The organism is Fibrobacter sp. UWR3, assembly GCF_900143055.1.
Classification (GTDB): domain Bacteria; phylum Fibrobacterota; class Fibrobacteria; order Fibrobacterales; family Fibrobacteraceae; genus Fibrobacter.
In genome coordinates this window covers 256,311-278,271 of the sequence record NZ_FRCW01000005.1, presented here as the reverse complement: position 1 = coordinate 278,271, position 21,961 = coordinate 256,311, and the positions used below count along the sequence as shown (strand labels likewise).

The window sequence follows — 21,961 nt, the reverse complement described above, 5'->3', positions numbered from 1 at the left end:
CATCCCCGCGTAGGCGGGGATCTTTATAAACGCTCTAAAGCATACCCGGCGTCTGTAAAATTTTCGTTACGAATGATAGTGAAAATATAAAACTTACAAAAATGTAGGTTTTTGCATTTCTATGCCGTGAAATTTAACGAAAATTCAAACTTTTTAAAACTGACAAAAAACTAACTTACAAAAATGTAAGTTTTTGAAGATTTTTGCCCGTTTTTCACTATTTGTCATGCCCCTTTGCTATCTTTACAAGCGTTAAAAACATTAACAATCAAAACTCTCAACGGAGATATATAAAATGGCAATCAAGAATGCTTACCTTCAGAAAGTCTATGACAAGGTCGTCGCCCGCGATCCGGACCAGGCCCTCTTCCATCAGGCTGTCCGCGAATTCCTCGAATCCCTCGACCCCGTCCTCGAACAGGACAAGTCCTGGGAAACCAACGGCGTGATCGACCGCCTCGTCGAACCGGAACGCGTGATTACCTTCCGCGTACCTTGGCTCGATGACAAGGGTAACGTTCAGGTGAACCGTGGCTACCGCGTGCAGTTCAACTCCGCCATCGGCCCGTACAAGGGCGGTATCCGTCTCCGTAATGAAGTTACGCTTTCCATGCTGAAGTTCCTCGGCTTCGAACAGATCTTCAAGAACAGCCTCACCACGCTCCCCATGGGCGGCGGCAAGGGCGGTTCCGACTTCGACCCCAAGGGCAAGAGCGACAACGAAGTGATGCGTTTCTGCCAGTCCTTCATGACTGAACTCTGCAAGCACGTCGGTGCCGACACGGACGTTCCGGCTGGTGACCAGGGTACTGGCGCTCGCGAAATCGGTTACATGTTCGGTCAGTACAAGCGCATCCGCAACGAATTTGTGGGCGTTCTCACCGGTAAGGGCCTCTCCTACGGTGGCTCTCTCGCCCGTACCGAAGCTACTGGCTACGGCCTCTGCTACTTCACCCGCGAAATGCTCAAGGACCTCGCCAACGACTCCTTCGAAGGCAAGACTGTGGTGATTTCCGGTTCCGGTAACGTTGCCCAGTTCGCATGCCAGAAGGCTACTCAGCTCGGTGGCAAGGTCGTGACCATGTCCGACTCCAACGGCTACGTCTACGACCCGAACGGCATCAACCTCGACGTCGTTCTCGAACTCAAGAACGTGAAGCGCGCCCGCATCAGCGAATACGCCAAGCTCGTTCCGGGTTCTGAATACCACGAAGGTTCTAAGGGTGTTTGGACGGTCAAGTGCGACATCGCTCTTCCGTGCGCTACCCAGAACGAACTCGACCTCGACGGTGCCAAGGCTCTTATCGCTAACGGCGTGAAGGCCGTTGCCGAAGGTGCTAACATGCCGTCTACTCCGGAAGCTATCGAAGCCTTCCAGAAGGCTGGCGTTCTCTTTGGACCTGCCAAGGCTGCTAACGCTGGTGGCGTGGCAACATCGGGTCTCGAAATGTCCCAGAACTCCGAACGTCTCTCCTGGACCTTCGAAGAAGTGGACAAGAAGCTCGAAGGCATCATGAAGAGCATCTACGCCGCTGCTTCCTCTGCCGCTGTCAAGTACGGCCAGAAGGGCAACCTCGTGATGGGTGCAAACATCGCTGGCTTCCTCAAGGTTGCCGATGCCATGAAGTGGCAGGGCGCTGTGTAATACGACCGCTCGCGCTAGACTCGGGAACCACTTCTCCGGTCTGCGCTCGCTCTCGCAAAGGACGACCAGTTAATACTGGTCGCCCTTTTTTGCTCACGGATACGACCGAATCCGCTAGATTCTTGCTCACGGGAAACTGCCCTCGGTAAAAAGCTGGGGGCTTTTTTATATGTTCTGGCCTTCGCAGTAGTGTGCAAACGAGTGTCGCAGCGGCAAGTTTACTTGCCGATATGACCGAGTGCAGCCACGGACGCCTATACGAAACTTGCCACTTTAGTGGCTTAGTTGAGTTATCCTCTTTGGGGAGTAGGCGTCCACTCCGAGCTGGGGCCCCTCCCGCATGTCTTTTATACCAGAAATATCTCTTTATGGAATAAAAGAAAGGCTTATTCCAAAGTGGAATACTCGCTTTTGGAGCGGTTTTTTTACTTACAAAATTGCTTTAATTCAATCGGGAATAATCTAAATTGGGGTTTTTGAGTTATTTTATGCACATTGGGTGTCATATAGATGAAACTTTTTGACGAACACAAAATCCTCCGTTTTGCGCTCCTGTTCGCGTGCTTTATGTTCGCGGCGTTTGTTCCCGATATTCTGCATTTTTCGGGGCATGTGATGGCGTTTGTCCCCTATTTTGTTGCAATCATCTTTATTGCGTACCTGGCCCTGTTCTACTCGTTCCCGACGGTAGGTAACCGCAAGAAGATGCGTACCGACGTGGAAATCCCGACGAAGGTGGATACCGAGCCCGTTCGCGATTTCCAGAAGGACCTGCACGAGCAGAGCGAACTCCACCAGATGATGATCGACGTGTCGCACGAGGGCTTCTGGACATTTAACGTTTCGACGGGGAAGGTGTACTGGTCCAACCTCGTGGCGGAACTGATTGGCGCGAAGGAACTTCTCGAGGACTCGTTCTCGGCGCTCGAGTCTTACGTGATGGAGAGTGACTGGGTCGCGTTCAGGGAAAAGTTCATGAAGGCGCTCGAGACGGGCGAGGACTTTTCCGAGGTGCTCCGGCTTTCTTCGCCGATGAAGGGCAAGCCCGAAGAGATTATGATTGCGGGACGCCTGCAGATGGATTCCGAAAACAGGCCTATCCGCGTTATCGGTTCCATAACCGCAAGTGACACGTCTGCCATTGCCCGCGAAAAGTACTACTACGCCTACCAGGATGCGCTTACGGGTGTTTATAACCGCAAGTTCTTCCTTGAAAAGCTCAAGGTCGACGTGGACATGGCCGCCCAGAAACCGGGATACACCTTTGGCGTGGCGCTCCTCGATATCGACAGTTTCGGGGCGATAAACGCATCCTATTCCATCAACTTTGGCGATAACGTGTTGCGCGTGGTTGCCGAGCGCATCAAGGCGACCTGCGGCAAGAACGACGTTCTGGCGCGTATCGGGCCCGATGTTTTCGCGGTCATTTTGCACGATATCCAGGGTAGCGAAGTGCGCGAGGACCTGCTTGCGAAGGTGAAGCAGATTCACACGAAAATTAAGGCGCCTATCCAGCTGGACGGTAGCGAGCTCTTTGTGAGTGCGTCGATGGCGGTTGTCTTGAATAGTGATGTGGACTGTGTTGAGGATATCCTCGCGAGTGCGAATGCAGTGCTTCGCAACCTGAAGAAGAGCGGGCAGCATGGCGGAATCCAGTTCGTGACGGGCGGCATCCGCGAGAAGGCGATGAAGCTCTACAAGCTCGAGTACGAAATCCGCCGCGCCATCCAGGCCCAGGAATTCGTGCTGATGTACCAGCCCATTATAGATATCGCTAGCGGGGACCGGATTGTCGGTTTCGAGGCGCTTGTCCGCTGGAACAATTCCGAGCACGGGATTGTTTCTCCGGCAGAATTCATCCCGCTGGCCGAAGAGACCGGGCTCATTGTGCCGATGGGTGCGCTTATCCTCAAGATGGCGTGCATCCAGACCAAGAAGTGGGTGGATCTGGGGTTCAAGGACATCCGCGTTGCGGTGAACTTCTCGGCAAAGCAGTTTGCGATGGAATCGATGGTCGACGACGTGAAGCGCGTGCTCGCCGAGACGAACCTGAACCCGCGTAACCTGAAACTCGAGATTACCGAGTACACGGCGACCTGCGAGGTGGAGAAGGCGGCGGACATCATGCGCAAACTTTCGTGCATGGGCGTGCAGATTTCCATCGATGACTTTGGCACGGGCTACAGCAGCCTTTCTTACCTGAAGCACTTGCCGGTGCATACGCTCAAGATGGACAAGTCGTTCGTGGACCACGTCGCCGACGACGAGGAAGATGCGGCATTCGCGAAGATGGTTATCGGGATTGCGAAGTCCCTAAATCTGGAACTGATTGCCGAGGGCGTAGAAACTGAGGAACAGCTGGAATTCCTGCGGAGCGAGGGCTGCCGTAACATTCAGGGATTCTACTTTAGTGTTCCGCTTTCGCCCGAAGATGCGCTTAAGTACATGGAGGCGCACTACGCGGGCGGTGCAGTGCCTGCAGGTGCGGCTGCGCAGATAGCCTAGATTCCGTAACAGCGGCGCGTATTTTCGCGGACTTGCCTGTAGATTTCTTCTACGGGCTTTTCTTTTACTTCTGCAAGTTTGTTTGCAATGTAGGGAATGTAGCCTGAATGGCAGGGCTTGCCCCGGTAAGGGATGGGCGCCATGTAGGGGGAGTCCGTTTCGAGGAGCATGCGGCTATCGGGTACGATGGCCGCGGCGTCGCGCACGTTCTGTGCGTTCTTGAACGTGATGATGCCGGTAAACCCGATGTAGATGTTCGCGTCGAGGGCGAGTAGCGCTTCCGCGAATCCGGGTGTGCCGGTAAAGCAGTGCACATGGATGTTCTTGTTGCGGATGTCGGCGCCGCGCAGTACGGCGAGCGCGTCGTCGTCCGCTTCGCGCAGGTGGAGCACGATGGGTTTTCCGCTTGTGAGCGCCAGTTGCAGGTGGCGCTCGAAGAGGGCTATCTGCCGCGGGCGCGATTCCGGGTCGTAATGGTAGTCGAGCCCGAACTCCCCGCAGGCGACACACTTGGGGTGCTTCAGGTATTCGAGCATGCGTGCTTCGTCATCGGGAGTTTCGGTGTCGACGTATTCCGGGTGGATTCCGTATGCGGCGTAGACGTTCGGGTGTTTTTCGGAGAGCTCGCGTGCACGTTCGAAGTCTGCCGGGTCGCATGCCACGTGGATAAACGCCTCGGGCAGCTCGATATTCGGGTCGCCGTCGTCGCGCAGGCGGGCGAGTAGCGCGTCGAAACTTTCTCCGGCGTGGCGCTCGTAGGAATCTATGTGGCAATGCGTGTCGACGAACATAATGACAAGTGTGGAGTGGGGAGTGAGGGGTGAGTGGTGAGTGGTGAGTGACTAATCATTTCACATTACACACTCCACATTTCACATTGTTAGTAGGTTACCTCAAGTATCTCGTAGGTGATGGTTCCGCGGGGGGCCTGAACCTGCACGGTTTCGCCCTTTTTTTTGCCGACGAGGGCTTCGCCGATGGGTGACTTGAGGCTGATTCTGCCCTGCAGCGGGTCGATTTCCTTTTCGCCGACGATGCTGTACGCTTTTTCGCGCTTGGTCTTCTTGTCGAGCAGCTTCACTGTCGCGCCGAACCGGATGGAGCCGTCCTCGGGTGCGGAAATTTCCACGATTTTTGCTCCGTCGAGGATGCGGTCAAGTTCGCGCAGCCTGCGGTCGATTTCGCGTACGCGCATGCGCCCATAGGTATAGGCCGCATTTTCGCTCCGGTCGCCTTCTGCGGCGGCCGCCTGTACCTGGTTTATCATGGCGGGGCGCTCCACGTACTTGAGCTGTTCCCATTCTGCCTTGTATTTTTCGAATCCTTCCTTTGAAATAACGTGCTTCATACCACAAAAAATAGAATTTCCGAGATTTTCTTTTGTCTTTCGCCTCGCATCTTTCGTCTAATTTCTATCTTTGTGCGCGCTTATGAAACTTCGTCACCATCAACCTGCGCGCAAGCAGGAATCCAAGTACAAGCGCTTGAGCCGTATTTACTACAATCGCATGTTTCCTCGTCGCCAGGATTCCTTGAAGGTCGCGTGGTCCGTATTTATTGGCGTGTTTATTGGCGTGTGGCCTACCATCGGTTTTGCCATCATCCTTACCGTGGCTATCTGTGCGCTGTTCCGCCTGCCGAAGGTTCCGGGTGTCGTGGCCGACTTCGTGGCAAACCCCGTGACCCAGTTCGGCATATTCTACCCCTCGGGCTACTATATCGGTTGCAAGATTGTCGACCCCGACCCGATCAAGTTTGACTTTCTGGGTGAATTCGAACGCATGTCTATCCGCAACTGCTTGGATATTGTCAAGAACCTCTGGGAAAATGCCGCCGGTCACCTGCTCGCCTTCATGATTGGTATAACCATCGTTGCCGCTATCACCGGATTCATTTTCTTCTTCATTGCGTATTTCGTTGTCAGTTACCGCAAGAAGAAGTGGATTGAAGGCAAGACCGGCTATATCCACAACCTCATTTCCGAGGACGAAGTTTTAATCAAGGAATCTCACAAAGGAAAGAAGCCCATGATGCACATCTATCCGTTCAAGGCCCTTCGCCCGGTGAACCCCGCCGAGGCCAAGGACATTTCCGCTCTCCCTTACGACGTGATGAACCGCGCCGAAGCCAAGGCCATGGCCGAAGGGCTCCCGCATTCCTACCTGCGCGTGACCCGTGCCGAAATCGAACTTGACGACAGCGTTGACCCGTACGACCCGAAGGTCTATGCGCATGCCCGTGCGAACCTCGACAAGATGATTGCCGATGGCGTCATTGCGCACGACAAGAAGGACTGCCTGTACGTTTACCGCCAGACGATGAACGGCCGCGAACAGTACGGCCTGGTGTGCACCGTGCCCGCCGCCGACTACTTCAACGGCATTATCAAGAAACACGAACTTACCCGCGCCGACAAGGAAGAAGACCGCCTGCGCCACGTGCTCGACACCAACGCCAATACCGGTCCGGTGTTCCTCACTTATCGCGACAACGGCCAGTTCGACCTTTTCGGTGCCGTTACCAAGCGCAAGCCTGTTTACGACTTCGTGAGCGACGGCGACGGCTTTGGCCACACGGTCTGGATTATCGATGACGATGCCGAGATTGCCGCCATCCGCAAGAGCTTTGAACAGATTCCGGTGAGCTACATTGCCGACGGTCACCACCGCAGTGCCGCCGGAGCCCGCGCTGCAAGCTACCGCGCGGAACAGAACCCGAAGAACACGGGCGAGGAAGAATACAACCGCTACCTGGCCATCCTGTTCCCGAGCACGCAACTCAAGATTCTGGACTACAACCGCGTGCTGAAGGACCTGAACGGCCGCACGCCGGAGCAGCTCATGGAAGAGCTGAAGCAGGTGTTCGATATTGAGCCGCTCGCCGAGATGCAGCACCCGGCAAAGCAGAACCAGGTGAATATGTACCTGCAGGGCAAGTGGTACGCCTGCACGTTCAAGGACAAGTTCCTCAAGAACCTGGGCCCGGTCGACAGCCTCGACGTGGCCTTGCTCCAGAAGCTCGTGCTGAAGCCGATTTTCGACATCGACGACCCGCGTACCTCCAAGCGCATCGACTTCGTCGGTGGCATCCGCGGTCTCGGCGAACTGGTGAAGCGCGTCGACAGCGGTGAATGCGCCTGCGCGTTCGCGATGTACCCGACTACGCTCGACCAGCTCATGAACATCGCCGATGCGGGCGAAATCATGCCGCCGAAGAGCACCTGGTTCGAACCCAAGCTGCGTGACGGCCTGCTGGTCCATACCCTCGACTAGCCCGCTTCGTCGCCCTCGACAAGCCTATTTCGTCACCCTCGCAAAGCCTATTTCGTCACCCTCGCAAAGGCGAGGGTCTTAAAAAGCGAAAAACCCTGCCGCACCGGCAGGGTTTTCTGTATAAATGAATTTCGCGCTTAGTTCACCTTGCGCATCACGCCGATGACGCGGCCCGCGATGGAGAAGTCGCTGCCCTTGTTCACGATGATGGGGCGGTACTTCGGGTTAGCGGGCTTGAGCTCGATGTGGTCGTGCTGCGGCTGGTAGTACTTGACGGTGGCCTCGTTGTTGACCTGCGCCACGATGATTTCGCCGCGTTCGGCAGAGCGCTGCTGGCGGGCGAAGATGAGGTCGCCGTCGAAGATGCCGGCATTGATCATGGAATCGCCCTTGACGCGCAGGGCAAATACGTCGGAACGGCAGGCGAGGAAGTCGCGGTCGATGGTGACCGTTCCTTCGAGGTTTTGTACGGCGAGGATGGGCGTACCCGCGGCCACGCGGCCGATAATGGGAATCTCGATGGTGTTGCTCGGTGCGGAATCGGCGGCGGAACCGTCAGTATCCACAATCTCGATGCCGCGGCTGAGGCGCGGGGAGCGGTTGATGTAGCCCTTCTTGATGAGGGCGGCGAGGATAGAGCGCACGCCGTTTGTCGAGGAAATCTCGAAATGGTTGCCGATTTCGCGGACGGTGGGCGGCATGTGGTTTTCGCGGGAATACTTCTTGATGTATTCGTAGATTTCTTCCTGACGGGTGGTCAGTTCCTTGCGTTTGCTGTTATCCATGATAAACCTCGCATTATGAATTTATATTCCTAAATATAATGCACAATTGGGCAATTGTCAATAGGTTCACTGCACAAAAATGCAACTTTTTACAAATATTTGCCTTTTGGGCTTGTTTTTCGGGTTCTTTGCGCTGTCTGCGCGAGAGTCTGCTGTGTTCAAGACAACTAGCTTTTGGATCCTATCGGTCGCGTTGCTCCCTCCAGGATGACAACTAAGGTCGCGGGGATGACGATTTGGGGGTTATCCCGGCAGTTCTTCTTTGCTGTAAATCAGGTTCAGCGAGGGCTTTGCACCGAGGGATTCCTTGAACTTGAACAGGGGCAGGTTCAAGGCGCCCCCCGCCATGCCGTTGGATGTTCCCCACGAAAACTTGCTGATGCCGTCTTGGGCTGCCTCGCGCATTACGTTTATGTACATGGCGGTCGTGGGCTGGAACTCGCGGATTTCCTCGTTCGGGGCGATGTACTGCGCGTGGCGTACGTTAGTTTGTTTAAAATCAAATAGCATCATGCCGGCAACGAACTTTTCTCTATTTGCATGGTCCGTGTCGCGCATCCACAGGGCACGGAACTTTACTTCGTCTGCAATGCGGTTATGGCGCAGGTCGAGCAGTTCCTCGAGCGTGTGCACGGGTTTTGTGCCGAACTTTGATTCCAGGTTGCTCAGGTGCCTGTAGAATTCGGGCAGTTCCGCGTCGGTCATTTCGCGGTACTCGAGATTGAAGTTTTGCGACTTGCGGAATACCGAGCGGCATGTCTTTTCGCAGTTCTCGAGCGGGTCCTTGCCTGCCTCCAGCGTGCACACGGCGCTCAGTTCGGAATTGCGCGTGTACCCGCGGTGCTCCAGCACGTATTCCAGGAGGTCGGTCGGTTCCTGCGAGAACAGGCTCGATGTGGGCCGCATCTTCACGCTCCTGCAGAAGCCCTTCAGGTAATTTTCCGCACATTCCATGATGTGCATGACGCGCTCTGCGGTATAGAAGTTCCTGGAAATTACGGGCCCGCCGAAGGTGGAACCCTGGTGCGAAATCCACTGCCCTGCATCGGTAAGAATCCCGGGGAATGCGGCGACAATCGTGCCGCTCGATTCCAGCATGAAGGAGGCGTCCTTGAATCGCCCCTGCGGGTGGTAGTTCAGGAATCGCCTTGTCTGCAAAAAGGTGCCGTTCACCGATTCGCTCATCACGAACCGGTCCCATCGCGCCTCGAGGTGCGAATCGTATGGCAAAACGCTGAACATGCCTTAAAGATACAAATCTACCGCCTCCAAAACACCAAAATTTGTATATTACTTTCGTAATATGCCGAATTTTGAAGAAAAAGCGCAAATCATCCAGCTGCCCAAGTTCCTCGACGAACGCGGAAACTTGAGCTTTTTGGAATCGGGAAAGCATGTCCCGTTCGAAATCCGGCGCACCTACTGGATTTACGACGTGCCGGGCGGTTGCCTGCGCGGAAGCCATGCTTTCAGGACGGAGAAGGAATTCATCGTCGCGCTTTCGGGCAGTTTCGACGTGGTGGTGCACGACGGCGTAGAAGAAAAGCGCTATTCCCTTTCGCGCTCGTACTACGGGCTCTACCTGCCCCCGATGCACTTCAGGACCCTCGACAACTTCTCGACCAATTCGCTTGCGCTAGTCGTTTCTTCGGCGGATTTTTCCGAGGAGGACTACATCCGCGATTTTGACGAGTTTATCCGCGAGGTACGCAAATGAACGAGCAGGATTTGAAGAAAGCCCGCATCGACATGTGCTCGCTCATTGAACTCCCGAGGATAAGTGAGCGTTCGGGTAGCCTTACGCCTATCCAGAATTCGAAGGAGATTCCCTTCGATATCAAGCGTGTTTTTTACCTGTACGATATTCCCGGCGGCGTGACGCGCGGTGGGCATGCCCACAAGGAATGCCACCAGTTGCTGGTCGCGGCGAGCGGTGCTTTCGATATCAAGGTTTCTGACGGCGAGAGCGAGAAGGTTTATCGCCTGGACCGCCCGTATTTTGGGCTGCATATTCCGCCCGGAGTGTGGGCCGAGGAACTCGGGTTCTCTTCGGGTTCCATTTGCCTGGTGCTCACTTCGCACGAGTTTGACGAGAGCGACTACTGGCGCGATTACGGCGAATACCTCAAGTTCAAGAAGGAGCGGTAATGAAGATTCCTTTCCTTGACTTGAAACAGGTGAATGCTCCCTACATGGACGCTTTGAAGGACGCTGCCTCGGCGGTCGTGGAATCGGGCTGGTACATCCGCGGTACCTATTGCGAACGCTTCGAGAAGGAATTTGCCGCCTACTCCGGTTTTGCGCATGGGGTAGGTGTCGGGAACGGGCTTGATGCCCTCACGCTGATGCTCCGTGCATCCATTGAACTTGGCCACCTGGCTCCGGGTAGCGAAATTCTTGTGCCCGCGAATACCTACATCGCGACGGTGCTTGCGGTAAATGCGGCGGGGCTCGTGCCCGTGCTCGTGGAACCTGACGAAAGGACTTTCAATATCGACCCGCAACGGCTTGCGGATGCCTGCACGGAAAAGACGCGCGGGATTCTTGCGGTGCACCTGTATGGGCGCCTGGCTGACATGAAGGCTATTGGCGAGTTTGCCAAGACGCGCGACCTCCTTCTTTTCGAGGATGCCGCGCAGTCGCACGGTGCGCGGTTTAATGCCTGCGCTGAGATGCCCGCCGATTCGAAAAGCGCTGAAGCGGGTATGAAAAGCGCCGCGGTCGCCTACAGTTTCTACCCGACGAAAAACCTCGGGGCGCTCGGCGATGCGGGCATGGTCCTGACCGACGATGCCGAACTTGCCCGCGTGGTGCGGATGCTCGGCAACTACGGTTCTGAACAGAAGTACGTGAACCGTTACCGCGGCGTCAATTCCCGCCTGGACGAAATTCAGGCGGCCTTCTTGCTTGCGAAACTCCCGCATCTTGATGCGTGGAATGAGCGGAGGCGCGAAATTGCTGCCCGCTACGTGCGCGAGGTGCATAACCCGCTGGTGCGATTGCCCGAAATCCCTGCAGACCCGCGGGAGCACGTGTGGCACGTGTTTACGGTGCGCACGCCTGACCGGCGGGTGCGCGATGCCCTGCAAAAGTATCTCGAGGCACGCGGTATCGGGACGCTCATCTTTTACCCGATTCCTCCGCATTTGCAGCAGGCCTACGCGGCTGGGCCGGAGGGCGGCGCAATAAACGGTGCAATGGACGTTCTTTTGCCCGCTAATCCCAAGTTCCCGATTGCAGAGGCGATGGGCGAGACTGTATTGAGCATCCCCGTGTCGCAGGTGCTTACGGACGCCGAGGTCACCGAAATTATAGGAGCGCTGAATGAGTTTGTTTGCTAGAATCATCCGCAAGCTGGTGCGAACCTCGCGCGTGAGCTTCTATAAGTGCATCTCGACCGCGAAACCCGAAGGAAAGTTCCGTTCCGTTGCGCCTGTGCTCTGTGAAGGGAAGGGGCGTGTGTCTGTGGGCGAGGGCACGGTATTCGGCTTTATGGAAGATGCTGGTTTCTGGACATCGTACGAGTTCTTGAACCCGCGCAACGTTGACTCAAAAATTTCCATCGGCAAGAACTGCCAGATTTGCAACCGGTTCACCGCCGTATCTGAAGGCGAGGGAATCGAGATTGGCGATAACGTGCTTGTGGGCTCCTCGGTGACCGTGCTCGACAGCGATTTCCACGAGATTGACCCGTCGAAACGCATCGATGGAAACCCGAAAACGGGGAAGGTGGTTATTGGAGACAACGTCTGGATTGGCGACCGCGTGATGATTCTGAAGGGCTCGACCATCGGCAAGAATTCCGTTGTCGCGGCTGGTTCCGTGGTATCGGGCGAGTTCCCGGCGAATGTCGTCATTGGCGGTGTGCCTGCGCGTGTGATACGTGAGATAGGTGGCTGACGGTGGATCGCTCCTCTAAAATTTGGCGGCTGTTTTTCGGCTCGGGTTCGGTGACGCTCTTCAACACGCTCCGTGCCTTCGTTATCAACAAGCTGCTTGCCGTTTTCTTGCCGCCTACTGCATTCGCGTGCGTGGGCCAGTTCATGAACTGGATGAGCATCGGGCAGGCGACATCGAGCCTTGCCATGCAGAACGGCTGGGTAAGCCTTACCGCACAGAACAAGGATAATCTCAAAAACTTGCACGGTATTTGGCGTGGCGGTTTTCGCCTCACGACTTTCGCGACCGTGATAACCTGCGCTCTGGCGGCAATATTCTGTTTCGCCGCCCCGCTCGAGAAGCTACTGCCGGGGGTGCATCCGCGCCTGGCCCAGGCGGCCATACTCTTTGCGCTCCCGGGAATGCTTGCCGCCAACATCGTCTCTATCTGCTCTGCGGTAATGAACGGCCTCGGGCTCGTGAAACGCTGGGCATTTATTCAGATTGCCGCCTCGCTTTTCCAGATGCTGTGGGTGGCGTTCTTCCTGTACACGGGTCGCCTTTCGGTATTGAGCATCATTGCGACGCAGTCGATTGTCGCGGGTATCTTTGCCGCCCGTGTGGCGTCGCATGCAGGCTTTAGCCTGGCAAAATTCCGGCAGTCCGTTCTCGATACGCGCGGGCCGTGGATGTCGTATGCTGTGATGGGCCTCGTGCCGATGATAATTGCCCCGCTGGTCCTCATGTTCGTGCGTTCGCTCGTTGGGGCGGAACTCGGCTGGAACGCCGCGGGCATTTGGCAGGGCGTCTACAAGATATCGGACTTCTTTGCCTCCATTTTCTCGGCTATCCTCGGCGTGCTCATACTGCCGCGCATCAGCCGGGAAATGACGCGCGAAGCGTTCCGCAAGGAATTCTACCCGATATTTGTCCGCATGGTGGGCTTTACGCTGTTGTTCTGCATTGCGCTCTACTTCGGGCGCGGCCTCGTGGTGGCGATTCTCCTTTCGGGCACGTACGCCCCTGCGGCCGACTACATGCCGGTGCAGTTGCTGGGCGATTTCTTCCGCTCGGGCGCGTGGTGCCTCGGGATGGTGCTGATTGCCCGTCGCGAAACAAAACTGTTTCTTGTAATTGAAGTTGGCGCGAACCTGCTGTTTGCGGGCGCTACCTTTGTGGGGATTCGCCTGTTCGAAATGCACGGCCCGATGTTTGCCTACGCGTTCGAAAACTTCGTGACCTTTGTCGCGCTTGCTGTATCTGTCAGGAGGCTCAAGTGGAATACTCCATAACGAACATGTTTGCCGAAAAGATGGATGAGAACGTGTACGTGAAGGCCTTTGTGCAGGGCTCCGAAACAGAACAGCGCGAACTCCCGCCGCTCGTGTCGGTGCTGATGGCTAGTTACAATCACGAGAAGTTCGTGGAAGCGGCCGTGCGTTCGGTGATGGCGCAGAAGGGTGTCGCTTTTGAACTCATCGTGGTCGATGATGGCAGTACGGACAGTTCTCCCGAAATTCTGGAACGCCTGCGCGATGAACTGCATTTTACCTACGTGCATCGCCCTAACAAGGGCGTGGTGGCGACGATGAACGAGCTTGTCTCGATGGCGCGCGGCAAGTATTTCTGCTCGTTCGCCTCCGACGACATGATGCCCGCAGGCAGGCTCGAGAAACAGAGTGCCTACCTGGAATCGCACCCCGAAGACCCGCTGTGCTTTGGCCAGATTGTGCTGATGGACAAGGACGGCAATCACGGAGAGGAATGCGACCCGCGATACACGCGCTCCATTCCGCGGGTGACCTTCGACGAATTTTTTATGGGCAAGAAAGAGGTGCACGGCTGTTCCGAGATGATTCGGCTCGACTTTTTCCGCGAGCACGGGGCTTACGATGCGGAATTCCCGTTCGAGGATTTCCCGCAGTGGCTAAAATTCTTCAAGATTTGCGGTTCGCTGCCCGTCTTGCCCGTAAAGTGCTGCTATTATCGCCAGCACGGCAACAACATGTCGCTCGACAACACGCTCATGTACGGAACCTTCTTGAAGGTGCTGGCCCGCTATAGCGACCACCCGCGCTACAAGGAGGCGGTGAACATCTGGAAATCGCACTGGTTCTCGATGCTTGCCTACCGCGACAAGAAGGATGCCCTCCGCAAGCTCCCGCAGTTGTGGTCGTTTTCGTTGCCGTTCCTGAAGCGGTTCCCCAAACTGTTTATCCCGCGCTTTTTGCTTAAGCGCTAGCGCCTAAAAAATTTTTTCAGGGTTCCTGCTAACCCGAGTGTCGTGAGGTTCGTCCACAGCGAAAGCGGGTACGCGAGTGCTTTTGCCAGCGGGCGGGGGAAGGTGGCAAATAGCCATTGCCTGCGGCGGATTCCCTTGCGCACGGATTCAGGTCGCCAGGCGCTATCGAAGTGGTGGATGCAGTAGGTTTCTTCTGTCGCGCTCACCTTCCCGTCGATGTAGCTCTTGGGCGAGAACGCGCTCTCGGGCAGAATCTCGATTCCGGTAAACGGCGCGAATGCGTCTGCAAGGATTTTCGGGAGCACCATGTCATCTACGTCGCTCTCCGAGTACGTGAATTCGCGTGACTTGTAATAATCCAGCGCCGCCTTTACGGGTGCAAAACCTGCCTCGCATCCCATGACTGCGGCTTCAATCCTGCGGGAACCGTTTTCGTACCCGAATGCGTTCGGGCGGTTCAACAGCGGTTCAATCGGGCGCAGGACTTCTACGTCGGTATCGAGGTAGAACCCGCCTTCCGTGTAGAGAGCGTGCAGTCGTACCGCATCGGCGGCAAATGCCCAGCGTTTTTGCTCGAGCGCTCCGGTAACCCACGGGATTCCCGTGGCGCGCGCTTTCTCGGCATTCCAGTGGACAAGTTCAAAGTCAGGGAGAAACTTGTGCCAGCTGTCTATACAACGTTGTATGTTCTCCGGGAAGGGCTCTCCCGAAAACCAGCAGAAGTGTATCTTCTTCGGGATCATCCGTGCCTCCGTAGCGCCTTCACGAGCGTTGCCCTGCCAGCAAAAGAAATCAGGGCGGCCGCCTTGTTCCGGCAGCGTGTCCGCGGGTTGAGCAATGCACCCAGTCGCAATTCCCGGATGTGCTTCCACGCGCGGTCGCGGTAGTCTGCGAATTCGGGCGTATCGCCCGTGCGCATCAAGATGCTGCAGCTTGCGCTGAAGAGGTTGCTCCGTGCCGCCCTTTCGAGCAGAGCGCCCTTGCCTGCGACCAGGCTGCATACCGCTTCTGCAATGTCCAAAAGTTCTGCCTTCTTGCGGCTGTATGCGGTTGCGAGAATGCTTGCGGAATGCCTGCGGTTCATGTAGAGCGGCTCGGGCACGAATGCGATGCGCCCCGCATCCAGGAATACCTGCGGGATGGTCGCCATATCCTCGAAATACTTGCCTGCGGGGAATCGGCGCGTTTTCCAGAGGCGTGTCGCATAGAGTTTGTTCCATGCAGAATAGTCTGGCCTGTCGTTCTGGTACAGCGCGTTCGCGAGCGCTTTGGCGGGGGAGAGCGTCGCGCACCGTTTAATACCGGCGGACATCTCGCTTCCGGCGGGCATATTGCTTCCGGCGGGCATCTTGCTTCCGGCGGGCATCCCGATACCGGAATCCGCGAACTTCCCGTTGCTTGCGACTAGATTGCCTTCTCCAAAGAAATGCTTGGCACAGCATACGATGTCTGCGCCTGTTGACCTTGCGGCATCGAGCAATGCCTGCAGAAAATTCGGGGCGAGCATGTCGTCGCTGTCCACGAAAGTAATCCAGTCGCCCTGAGCGACATCGATTCCTGCGTTCCTTGCTTCCGAAAGGCCCTTGTTCTCCTGGCTTACGATGCGGAAACGAGAATCATCCCTGGCGAATTCCTTGGCAAAGCCTGCACTCCCGTCCGTAGAGCCGTCATCGACAATGATGGCCTCGAAATCCTGAAAGGTCTGCCCGTGAATGCTCGCAAGGCAGTCCGCGATATACGACTCCGTGTTATAGACCGGGATGACTACACTGATTGCGGGCATATGGCCTTAGACCTTACTGGCAATTTCCATCCAGCCGGCCTGCACGAACGCTCCGGCCCGGACCAAGTCCGCTTGTTCTTTCTCGTAGGTTTTCAAAAGTTCGTTGTAGCCCTTCGAATCGCGCACCAGTTTTGCCTCGTGGTGGATTTTCTTGTAGAGCATGTCCTGCTTCCACTGCGCGATGTCTGCAAGCCCTACGCAGCTCTTGTCCAGCGCCTTGAGGTAGGCGGGTACTGCATCCAGGAAAGATTTCTCGAAACTTTCGGCCTTTTCCTTTGCCACTATAACCAGGTTCTGCTGCGCGATGATGTTCTTGCGGATTTCGCTCATCAGGCGCACGATGCGTTCGTAGTCGACCTGCGGCCAGATGCGGTTGAACGGCCACATCTTTTTCCAGTGGAACTTGAAAATGGATTCGTGCGCGGCGTTCTTTGCCCGCAGGAATTCCTTCAGGTTTTCGAAAATAATCTGCGATGGCAGCTTTTTTTGTTCGTTTGTATCACTCATTCTGCAAAAAATATACAAAAAACCGCGTTCTTTGCTTTTTTTTGCCGTTTTAGGTGCAATTTTTTCTATAAATTTGCTTGCTTTTTTCAAATTAAGTATTATTTTCTTGTTAAAACCATTCCATTCGAAGGATTTTATATGAACATGAAAAAATTCAAGATTTTGGCCATTGTCGATGCTGTGCTCATCGTGGCTCTTGTCGTCTTGATGTTTACGCTCAAGGGTAAGTACAACGACCAGGCGCAGGCATCCGTCAAGGAACAGGTCGGTAACTACAAGGCTACCGTGAACGCAGCCCTGCAGGACCAGTGGAAATCCATGGACCAGTACGGCATGGCGTGGAAACTCGTTTATGCGACGCTCACCGGCCCCAAGACCGAAGCCGCTTTCGATGCCAACGTCCAGAAGATTTTTGACGACAAGGATGCCCGCTTCAAGCAGATTTCGTACATGTACACCGCCGCAAGCATTCCGGCCCAGGTGCAGAACGATATCGCTGCTGTCGGCCTTGCCGAACAGTTCCTCCTCAAGAACGAGGGTGGCGTGAAGGAAATTGCCTGCGGCAAGAACTGCGTGGCGACCTTCAAGTTCGTGAAGGGCAAGCTCAAGGATTCCGACTACAAGGCTCTTGTCGAATACAAGTTTGCCGAAAACTTCAGCATCGAAGCCCCCAAGGCGTTCAAGTTTGAATAAGGAGAAGTGAAAATGAATATCAAGAACATTTCGATTGTCCTCACCATTCTCCTTGTGGCTATCGCCGCGACTGTCCTTATGCAGAAGGGCAACTACGTAAGCCAGGCTACGGAACACTACACCAAGACTACCGAAGCCTCGTTCAACGGTGGCAAGAAGATTCTCGAGTACGTGAACAACTCGGCCGACGTGAACAAGCTCGTGTGGGCGATGGCCTGCGAGGCAAGCCAGACGGCAAAGACTTCGCCGGACTTGGCCAAGCTCGAAGCCAAGTATTTCCCGACAACGAAGGGCTCGAACAGCATCGCTAACAAGACCCGTCGTTTCGAGGCCACCAGCGCCTACTTCATTGTCTCTTCCTTCGACAAGGTGGATGTGGACAAGAAGACTGACCTCAAGACCCTTTCGGGCCTCAAGTCTATCGATGTCGGCGCCCTGATGGGTGAAGCTCCGGTTGCCCAGGAAGAAGAAATGCCTGAAGGCGAAGAAGAGGAAGAAGTCGAGGAATAATCTTAACTTTTTGACTCTCAACGAGTTAGAAAAAAGCTTAAAACGACCCGCTCTCCGGGCCGTTTTTTTCTTGTTGTCATTGCGCTAAGCGCAAGACAGCTGCGGTTACGAAATATCAAAACGAGTTTTGCTGCTTCGTAACCTTGCGTGTCATTCTGGAGGGCGAAGCCGTCCTGGAGCGAAGCGATAGGATAGAATCACGGGGTTCGTCCCGCATGAATTTTCTATCTTTACGGCGTAAAAATTTAAACCGAGGTTTATAATGCTCATTCTTCGTGGTACGCCGGCTCTGTCGGATTTCCGTCTCCAGAAACTTTCTTCCGATTTCAAGGCAGCGGGGCTCTCTGTCGCTTCCGTCTATGCCGAATTCCTGCACGTGGTGGATTTGTCCGCCGACCTGACCGATGCGGAAACCGAAACCTTGAAGAAGGTGCTGCACTACGGTCCGGCCCGCGAACCCAAGGCTCTCGAAGGCGAACTCTTTGTGGTGTGCCCGCGTCCGGGTACCATCAGCCCCTGGAGCTCGAAGGCTACCGATATCGCTCACATTTGCGGCCTTCCGGCCATCAAGCGCATCGAACGTGCTATCGCTTACTACGTGAAGTTTGAAGGTGCTGTGCCCGCCGGTGCCCGCGAAAAAATCTCGGCCAAGATTCACGACCGCATGACCCAGGCCGTTTTCGCCGACACCGCCTCCTTGGAAGTTCTCTTCAGCAAGGAAGAACCGCGCCCGCTGAACGTGATTCCGGTGCTCGACCAGGGCCGCGATGCCCTAGTGAAGGCCGACAAGGAAATGGGCCTCGCGCTCTCTCCGGATGAAATCGATTACTTGGTCAAGAACTTCACCGAGCTCAAGCGCAATCCGACCGACGTGGAACTCTACATGTTCGCGCAGGCCAACTCGGAGCACTGCCGCCACAAGGTGTTCGGTGCCGAATGGACCATCGACGGCGTCAAACAGGACAAGTCCCTGTTCCAGATGATCAAGAACACCTACCAGCTCCACAATAGCAACATCTTCAGCGCTTACAAGGATAACGCCGCCGTGATGAAGGGCGCTACCGCCGGCCGCTTCTACGCTGACCCGCGTACGAACAAGTACGACTTCCACAACGAAGAAGTTGATATCTTGATGAAGGTCGAGACCCACAACCACCCGACGGCGATTTCTCCGTTCCCGGGTGCCGCTACTGGTAGTGGCGGCGAAATCCGCGACGAAGGTGCCACGGGTAAGGGTAGTAAGCCGAAGGCCGGCCTCACGGGCTTTAGCGTTTCGAACTTGAAACTGCCGGGTGCAGTCCAGCCTTGGGAAAAGGACTTCGGTAGCCCGTCCCGCATTGCTTCCGCCCTCGATATCATGATCGAAGGCCCGCTCGGTGGCGCTGCGTTTAACAACGAATACGGCCGTCCGAACATCCTCGGTTACTTCCGTACTTTCGAACAGGAAGTCGATGCCCAGAACGGCAAGGAAGTCCGCGGTTACCACAAGCCGATTATGCTGGCTGGTGGTCTCGGTAACATCAAGCATGAACATATCGAAAAGGGCCACATCGACCCGGGTGACCACCTGATTGTGCTCGGCGGTCCGGCGATGCTCATCGGTCTCGGTGGTGGTGCCGCAAGTTCTGTGGCTAACGGTGCCGGTAATGAATCTCTCGACTTTGCCTCGGTGCAGCGTGAGAACCCCGAAATGGAACGCCGCTGCCAGGAAGTCATCGACCGCTGCTGGGCGATGGACGAAGAAAACCCGATTACCTTCATTCACGACGTGGGTGCAGGTGGACTTTCCAACGCTTTCCCGGAACTGGTGAACGATGGCGGCCTCGGTGGTAAGTTTGAACTGCGCAATGTGCCGAACGACGAACCGGGCATGAGCCCGTTCGAAATCTGGAGTAACGAATCCCAGGAACGTTACGTTATCGCAATCGCCGGCGACAAGCTCGATGTGTTCGACGCGATTTGTAAGCGTGAACGCTGCCCGTACGCCGTGGTGGGCGAGGCTATCCCTGAAAAGCACCTGACCCTTACCGACAAGCACTTCGGTACGACTCCGATTGACATGCCGCTCGGCGTGCTCCTTGGCAAGCCGCCCCGCATGATCCGTAACGAAAAGAGCCAGAAGCGCCCGCTCAATTCCACGGTGGTTCCGGCCGATGCAACTATCAAGGACGTGGCTCACCGCGTGCTTGCAAACCCGACTGTTGCCGACAAGACGTTCCTTATCTCCATCGGTGACCGTAGCGTGACGGGTATGATTTGCCGCGACCAGATGGTCGGCCCGTGGCAGGTGCCGGTCGCCGACTGCGCCGTGACCAGCGCAACGCTCGACACATACGAAGGTGAAGTGATGAGTATGGGCGAACGCGCCCCGGTTGCCTTGATTTCTCCGGCGGCCGCTGCCCGCATGACGGTGGCTGAATCCCTCACCAACATGGCTGCCGCTTGCGTGCCTGATATGGGCCGCGTGAACTTGTCTGCAAACTGGATGGCCACGCCGAACTACGAAGGCGACGGCGCTGACTTGTACGAAGCAGTGAAGTCTATCGGTATGGAACTCTGCCCGGAACTTGGCATTACGATTCCGGTGGGCAAGGACTCCATGAGCATGAGCACCGTGTGGCAGGATGACAAGGGTAGCCACCGCGTGACCGCTCCGATTTCGCTTGTGATTAGTGCGTTTGCTCCGTGCGCTGACGTGCGCAAGACGCTTACCCCGCAGCTCTTGCAATGTAAGGATTCGACCCTCGTTCTCGTGGACCTCGCTCGCGGTAAGAACCGCATGGGCGCATCCATTGCCGCTCAGGTTTACTGCAACCTCGGTGACAAGGCTCCGGATGTTGATTCCGCTAAGGAACTCCGCGCCTTCTTCGAAACCATCCAGAAGCTCAATGCCGCCGGCAAGATTATGGCCTACCACGACAAGAGCGATGGCGGTCTCTACACGACGCTTGCCGAAATGGCATTTGCAGGCCACGTGGGCGTGACGGTGAAGGCCGACGCCCTCAAGGGCAACCTCATCGACGCCCTCTTCAACGAAGAACTCGGTGCCGTGCTCCAGGTGAAGAATGCCGACCTCGCTGCTGTGCGCGACGCATTTGCCGCTGCCGGTCTCGGCGATACGGTTTCTGAAATTGCAACGCTCAACGATACTTACAACCTGGTCATCGGCGACTACGCCGAAGGCCTCTCGGATCTCCGCGCCATCTGGAGCGACACGACCCGCCGCATCGCGGCCCTCCGCGATAACCCGGATTGCGCCGAAAGCGAATACAAGCTCAAGCTGGAACAGGACAATCCGGGTATCACGCCGAAGGTCACCTTCGACGTGGCGGCGTCCGCCAAGATTATCAAGGATTACGCAAGCCGCCCGAAGATGGCGATCCTCCGCGAACAGGGCGTCAACGGTGAACTCGAAATGGCTGCCGCCTTCCAGAAGGCTGGTTTCGAATCTATCGACGTTCACATGACCGACATTCTCGAAGGTCGTGTAAGCCTCAAGGACTTCAACGGTCTCGTCGCTTGCGGTGGCTTCAGCTACGGTGACGTTCTCGGTGCCGGTGAAGGCTGGGCCAAGAGCATTCTCTTCAACCCGAAGGCCCGCGCCGAATTCGAGGCTTACTTCAACCGCAAGGACACCTTCACGCTCGGCGTCTGCAACGGCTGCCAGATGGTCTCTAACCTCAAGGACTTGATTCCGGGCGCTAAGCATTGGCCGCGCTTTGTGCAGAACCTTTCCGAACGCTTCGAAGCCCGTTTCTGCACGCTCAAGGTCGAAGACACTCCGGCCGTGCTCCTCAAGGGCATGGCAGGCTCCGTGCTCCCGATTGCGGTCGCACACGGCGAAGGCCGCGCGGAATTCGCTAGTCGCGAATCCGCCGAAGCCTGCCTGAAGACCGGTCTCGTGGCGCTCCGCTATGTGGACGGCAAGCACGAATACACCGAACGCTATCCGCTGAACCCCAACGGCTCTCCGTTCGGCATCAACGGCCTCTGCTCCGAAGACGGCCGTGCCCTCGTGATGATGCCGCACCCCGAACGCGTGTTCCGTACCTGCCAGTACTCCTGGCACCCGGCAGAGTGGGGCGAAGACGGCCCGTGGATGCAGTTGTTCCGCAATGGACGCATTTTTGTCGGCTAATT

The 21,961-nt window shown here is 56.0% G+C and carries 19 protein-coding genes and 1 pseudogene; 13 read left to right on the top strand and 7 right to left on the bottom strand.

The genetic code is table 11. The annotated features are described in order from the left end of the window. Positions 1-295: 295 nt before the first annotated feature. Together gdhA and BUA44_RS08775 are read left to right on the top strand one after the other, a co-directional pair. Positions 296-1,645: an NADP-specific glutamate dehydrogenase gene (gdhA, locus tag BUA44_RS08780; protein ID WP_072810924.1), complete on the top strand. Its 1,350-nt coding sequence runs from the start codon at positions 296-298 to the stop codon at positions 1,643-1,645. Positions 1,646-2,155: 510 nt separating this feature from the next. Further along, the gene (locus tag BUA44_RS08775) at positions 2,156-4,150 is read left to right on the top strand and encodes a putative bifunctional diguanylate cyclase/phosphodiesterase (protein ID WP_072810922.1); all 1,995 of its coding nucleotides are present in this window, start codon (positions 2,156-2,158) and stop codon (positions 4,148-4,150) included. Here the strand turns inward: BUA44_RS08775 and BUA44_RS08770 are convergent. After that, positions 4,147-4,941 carry a TatD family hydrolase gene (locus BUA44_RS08770; RefSeq protein ID WP_072810919.1) on the bottom strand — a complete coding sequence of 265 codons (795 nt, stop codon included), beginning with the start codon at positions 4,939-4,941 and terminating at the stop codon, positions 4,147-4,149. The genes BUA44_RS08775 and BUA44_RS08770 overlap by 4 nt on opposite strands. Positions 4,942-5,030: 89 nt before the next feature. Further along, the gene (gene greA / locus BUA44_RS08765; protein ID WP_072810917.1) at positions 5,031-5,498 is read right to left on the bottom strand and encodes a transcription elongation factor GreA; all 468 of its coding nucleotides are present in this window, start codon (positions 5,496-5,498) and stop codon (positions 5,031-5,033) included. Positions 5,499-5,580: 82 nt separating this feature from the next. On the opposite strand from greA, the pseudogene BUA44_RS16140 reads away from it, so the two are divergent. Beyond that, positions 5,581-6,078: pseudogene (locus BUA44_RS16140) on the top strand (DUF2062 domain-containing protein); the annotation flags it as partial. Positions 6,079-6,177: 99 nt separating this feature from the next. Next, entirely contained in the window at positions 6,178-7,422 is a 1,245-nt protein-coding gene (locus BUA44_RS08760) for a DUF1015 domain-containing protein (RefSeq protein ID WP_366868209.1), read from the top strand. Between the two features lie 137 nt (positions 7,423-7,559). Here the strand turns inward: BUA44_RS08760 and lexA are convergent, their stop codons facing one another. Both lexA and BUA44_RS08750 read right to left on the bottom strand, forming a co-directional pair. Then, entirely contained in the window at positions 7,560-8,207 is a 648-nt protein-coding gene (gene lexA, locus BUA44_RS08755; protein ID WP_072810912.1) for a transcriptional repressor LexA, read from the bottom strand. A gap of 243 nt (positions 8,208-8,450) precedes the next feature. Further along, the gene (locus tag BUA44_RS08750; protein ID WP_072810910.1) at positions 8,451-9,449 is read right to left on the bottom strand and encodes a GNAT family protein; all 999 of its coding nucleotides are present in this window, start codon (positions 9,447-9,449) and stop codon (positions 8,451-8,453) included. A gap of 61 nt (positions 9,450-9,510) precedes the next feature. Between BUA44_RS08750 and BUA44_RS08745 the strand changes: the two genes are divergently transcribed. Genes BUA44_RS08745 through BUA44_RS08720 form a run of 6 tightly spaced genes read left to right on the top strand, consistent with a single transcriptional unit; the run spans position 9,511 to position 14,328 of the window. Next, positions 9,511-9,924, top strand: coding sequence for a sugar 3,4-ketoisomerase (locus BUA44_RS08745; protein ID WP_072810907.1), 414 nt, complete (start codon positions 9,511-9,513; stop codon positions 9,922-9,924). Then, positions 9,921-10,355, top strand: coding sequence for a sugar 3,4-ketoisomerase (locus BUA44_RS08740; RefSeq protein WP_178348775.1), 435 nt, complete (start codon positions 9,921-9,923; stop codon positions 10,353-10,355). The genes BUA44_RS08745 and BUA44_RS08740 overlap by 4 nt, the downstream gene beginning before the upstream one ends. Beyond that, positions 10,355-11,548: a DegT/DnrJ/EryC1/StrS family aminotransferase gene (locus BUA44_RS08735; RefSeq protein WP_072810905.1), complete on the top strand. Its 1,194-nt coding sequence runs from the start codon at positions 10,355-10,357 to the stop codon at positions 11,546-11,548. The genes BUA44_RS08740 and BUA44_RS08735 overlap by 1 nt, the downstream gene beginning before the upstream one ends. Further along, on the top strand, positions 11,532-12,107 hold the full coding sequence (locus BUA44_RS08730) for an acyltransferase (protein WP_072810903.1): 576 nt from the start codon (positions 11,532-11,534) through the stop codon (positions 12,105-12,107). The genes BUA44_RS08735 and BUA44_RS08730 overlap by 17 nt, the downstream gene beginning before the upstream one ends. Before the next feature lie 2 nt (positions 12,108-12,109). Further along, complete coding sequence (locus BUA44_RS08725; protein WP_255370499.1) at positions 12,110-13,378, top strand: O-antigen translocase; 1,269 nt, start codon at positions 12,110-12,112, stop codon at positions 13,376-13,378. Continuing rightward, positions 13,363-14,328, top strand: coding sequence for a glycosyltransferase family 2 protein (locus tag BUA44_RS08720; protein ID WP_255370498.1), 966 nt, complete (start codon positions 13,363-13,365; stop codon positions 14,326-14,328). Before BUA44_RS08725 ends, BUA44_RS08720 begins: the two co-directional genes overlap by 16 nt. Here the strand turns inward: BUA44_RS08720 and BUA44_RS15685 are convergent. From BUA44_RS15685 to BUA44_RS08705, 3 genes are read right to left on the bottom strand one after another with little or no spacing between them, the layout of a single operon-like run. After that, the gene (locus tag BUA44_RS15685) at positions 14,325-15,071 is read right to left on the bottom strand and encodes a glycosyltransferase family 32 protein (RefSeq protein ID WP_072810899.1); all 747 of its coding nucleotides are present in this window, start codon (positions 15,069-15,071) and stop codon (positions 14,325-14,327) included. The genes BUA44_RS08720 and BUA44_RS15685 overlap by 4 nt on opposite strands. Beyond that, positions 15,068-16,111, bottom strand: a complete 1,044-nt coding sequence (locus BUA44_RS08710) for a glycosyltransferase (protein WP_072810897.1) — start codon at positions 16,109-16,111, stop codon at positions 15,068-15,070. Before BUA44_RS08710 ends, BUA44_RS15685 begins: the two co-directional genes overlap by 4 nt. A 6-nt stretch (positions 16,112-16,117) precedes the next feature. Beyond that, on the bottom strand, positions 16,118-16,618 hold the full coding sequence (locus BUA44_RS08705) for a hypothetical protein (protein WP_072810895.1): 501 nt from the start codon (positions 16,616-16,618) through the stop codon (positions 16,118-16,120). A gap of 138 nt (positions 16,619-16,756) precedes the next feature. Here BUA44_RS08705 and BUA44_RS08700 point away from each other — a divergent pair, with 138 nt between their 5' ends. The 3 genes from BUA44_RS08700 to purL all read left to right on the top strand — a co-directional run bounded on the left by BUA44_RS08700 (position 16,757) and on the right by purL (position 21,959). Then, positions 16,757-17,311, top strand: coding sequence for a hypothetical protein (locus tag BUA44_RS08700; RefSeq protein ID WP_072810893.1), 555 nt, complete (start codon positions 16,757-16,759; stop codon positions 17,309-17,311). 12 nt (positions 17,312-17,323) lie between these two features. Then, positions 17,324-17,821 (top strand): hypothetical protein, encoded by a 498-nt coding sequence (locus BUA44_RS08695; protein ID WP_072810890.1) that lies wholly within the window; start codon positions 17,324-17,326, stop codon positions 17,819-17,821. 262 nt (positions 17,822-18,083) lie between these two features. Next, on the top strand, positions 18,084-21,959 hold the full coding sequence (gene purL, locus BUA44_RS08690) for a phosphoribosylformylglycinamidine synthase (protein ID WP_072810888.1): 3,876 nt from the start codon (positions 18,084-18,086) through the stop codon (positions 21,957-21,959). The last annotated feature ends 2 nt before the right edge of the window (positions 21,960-21,961 follow it).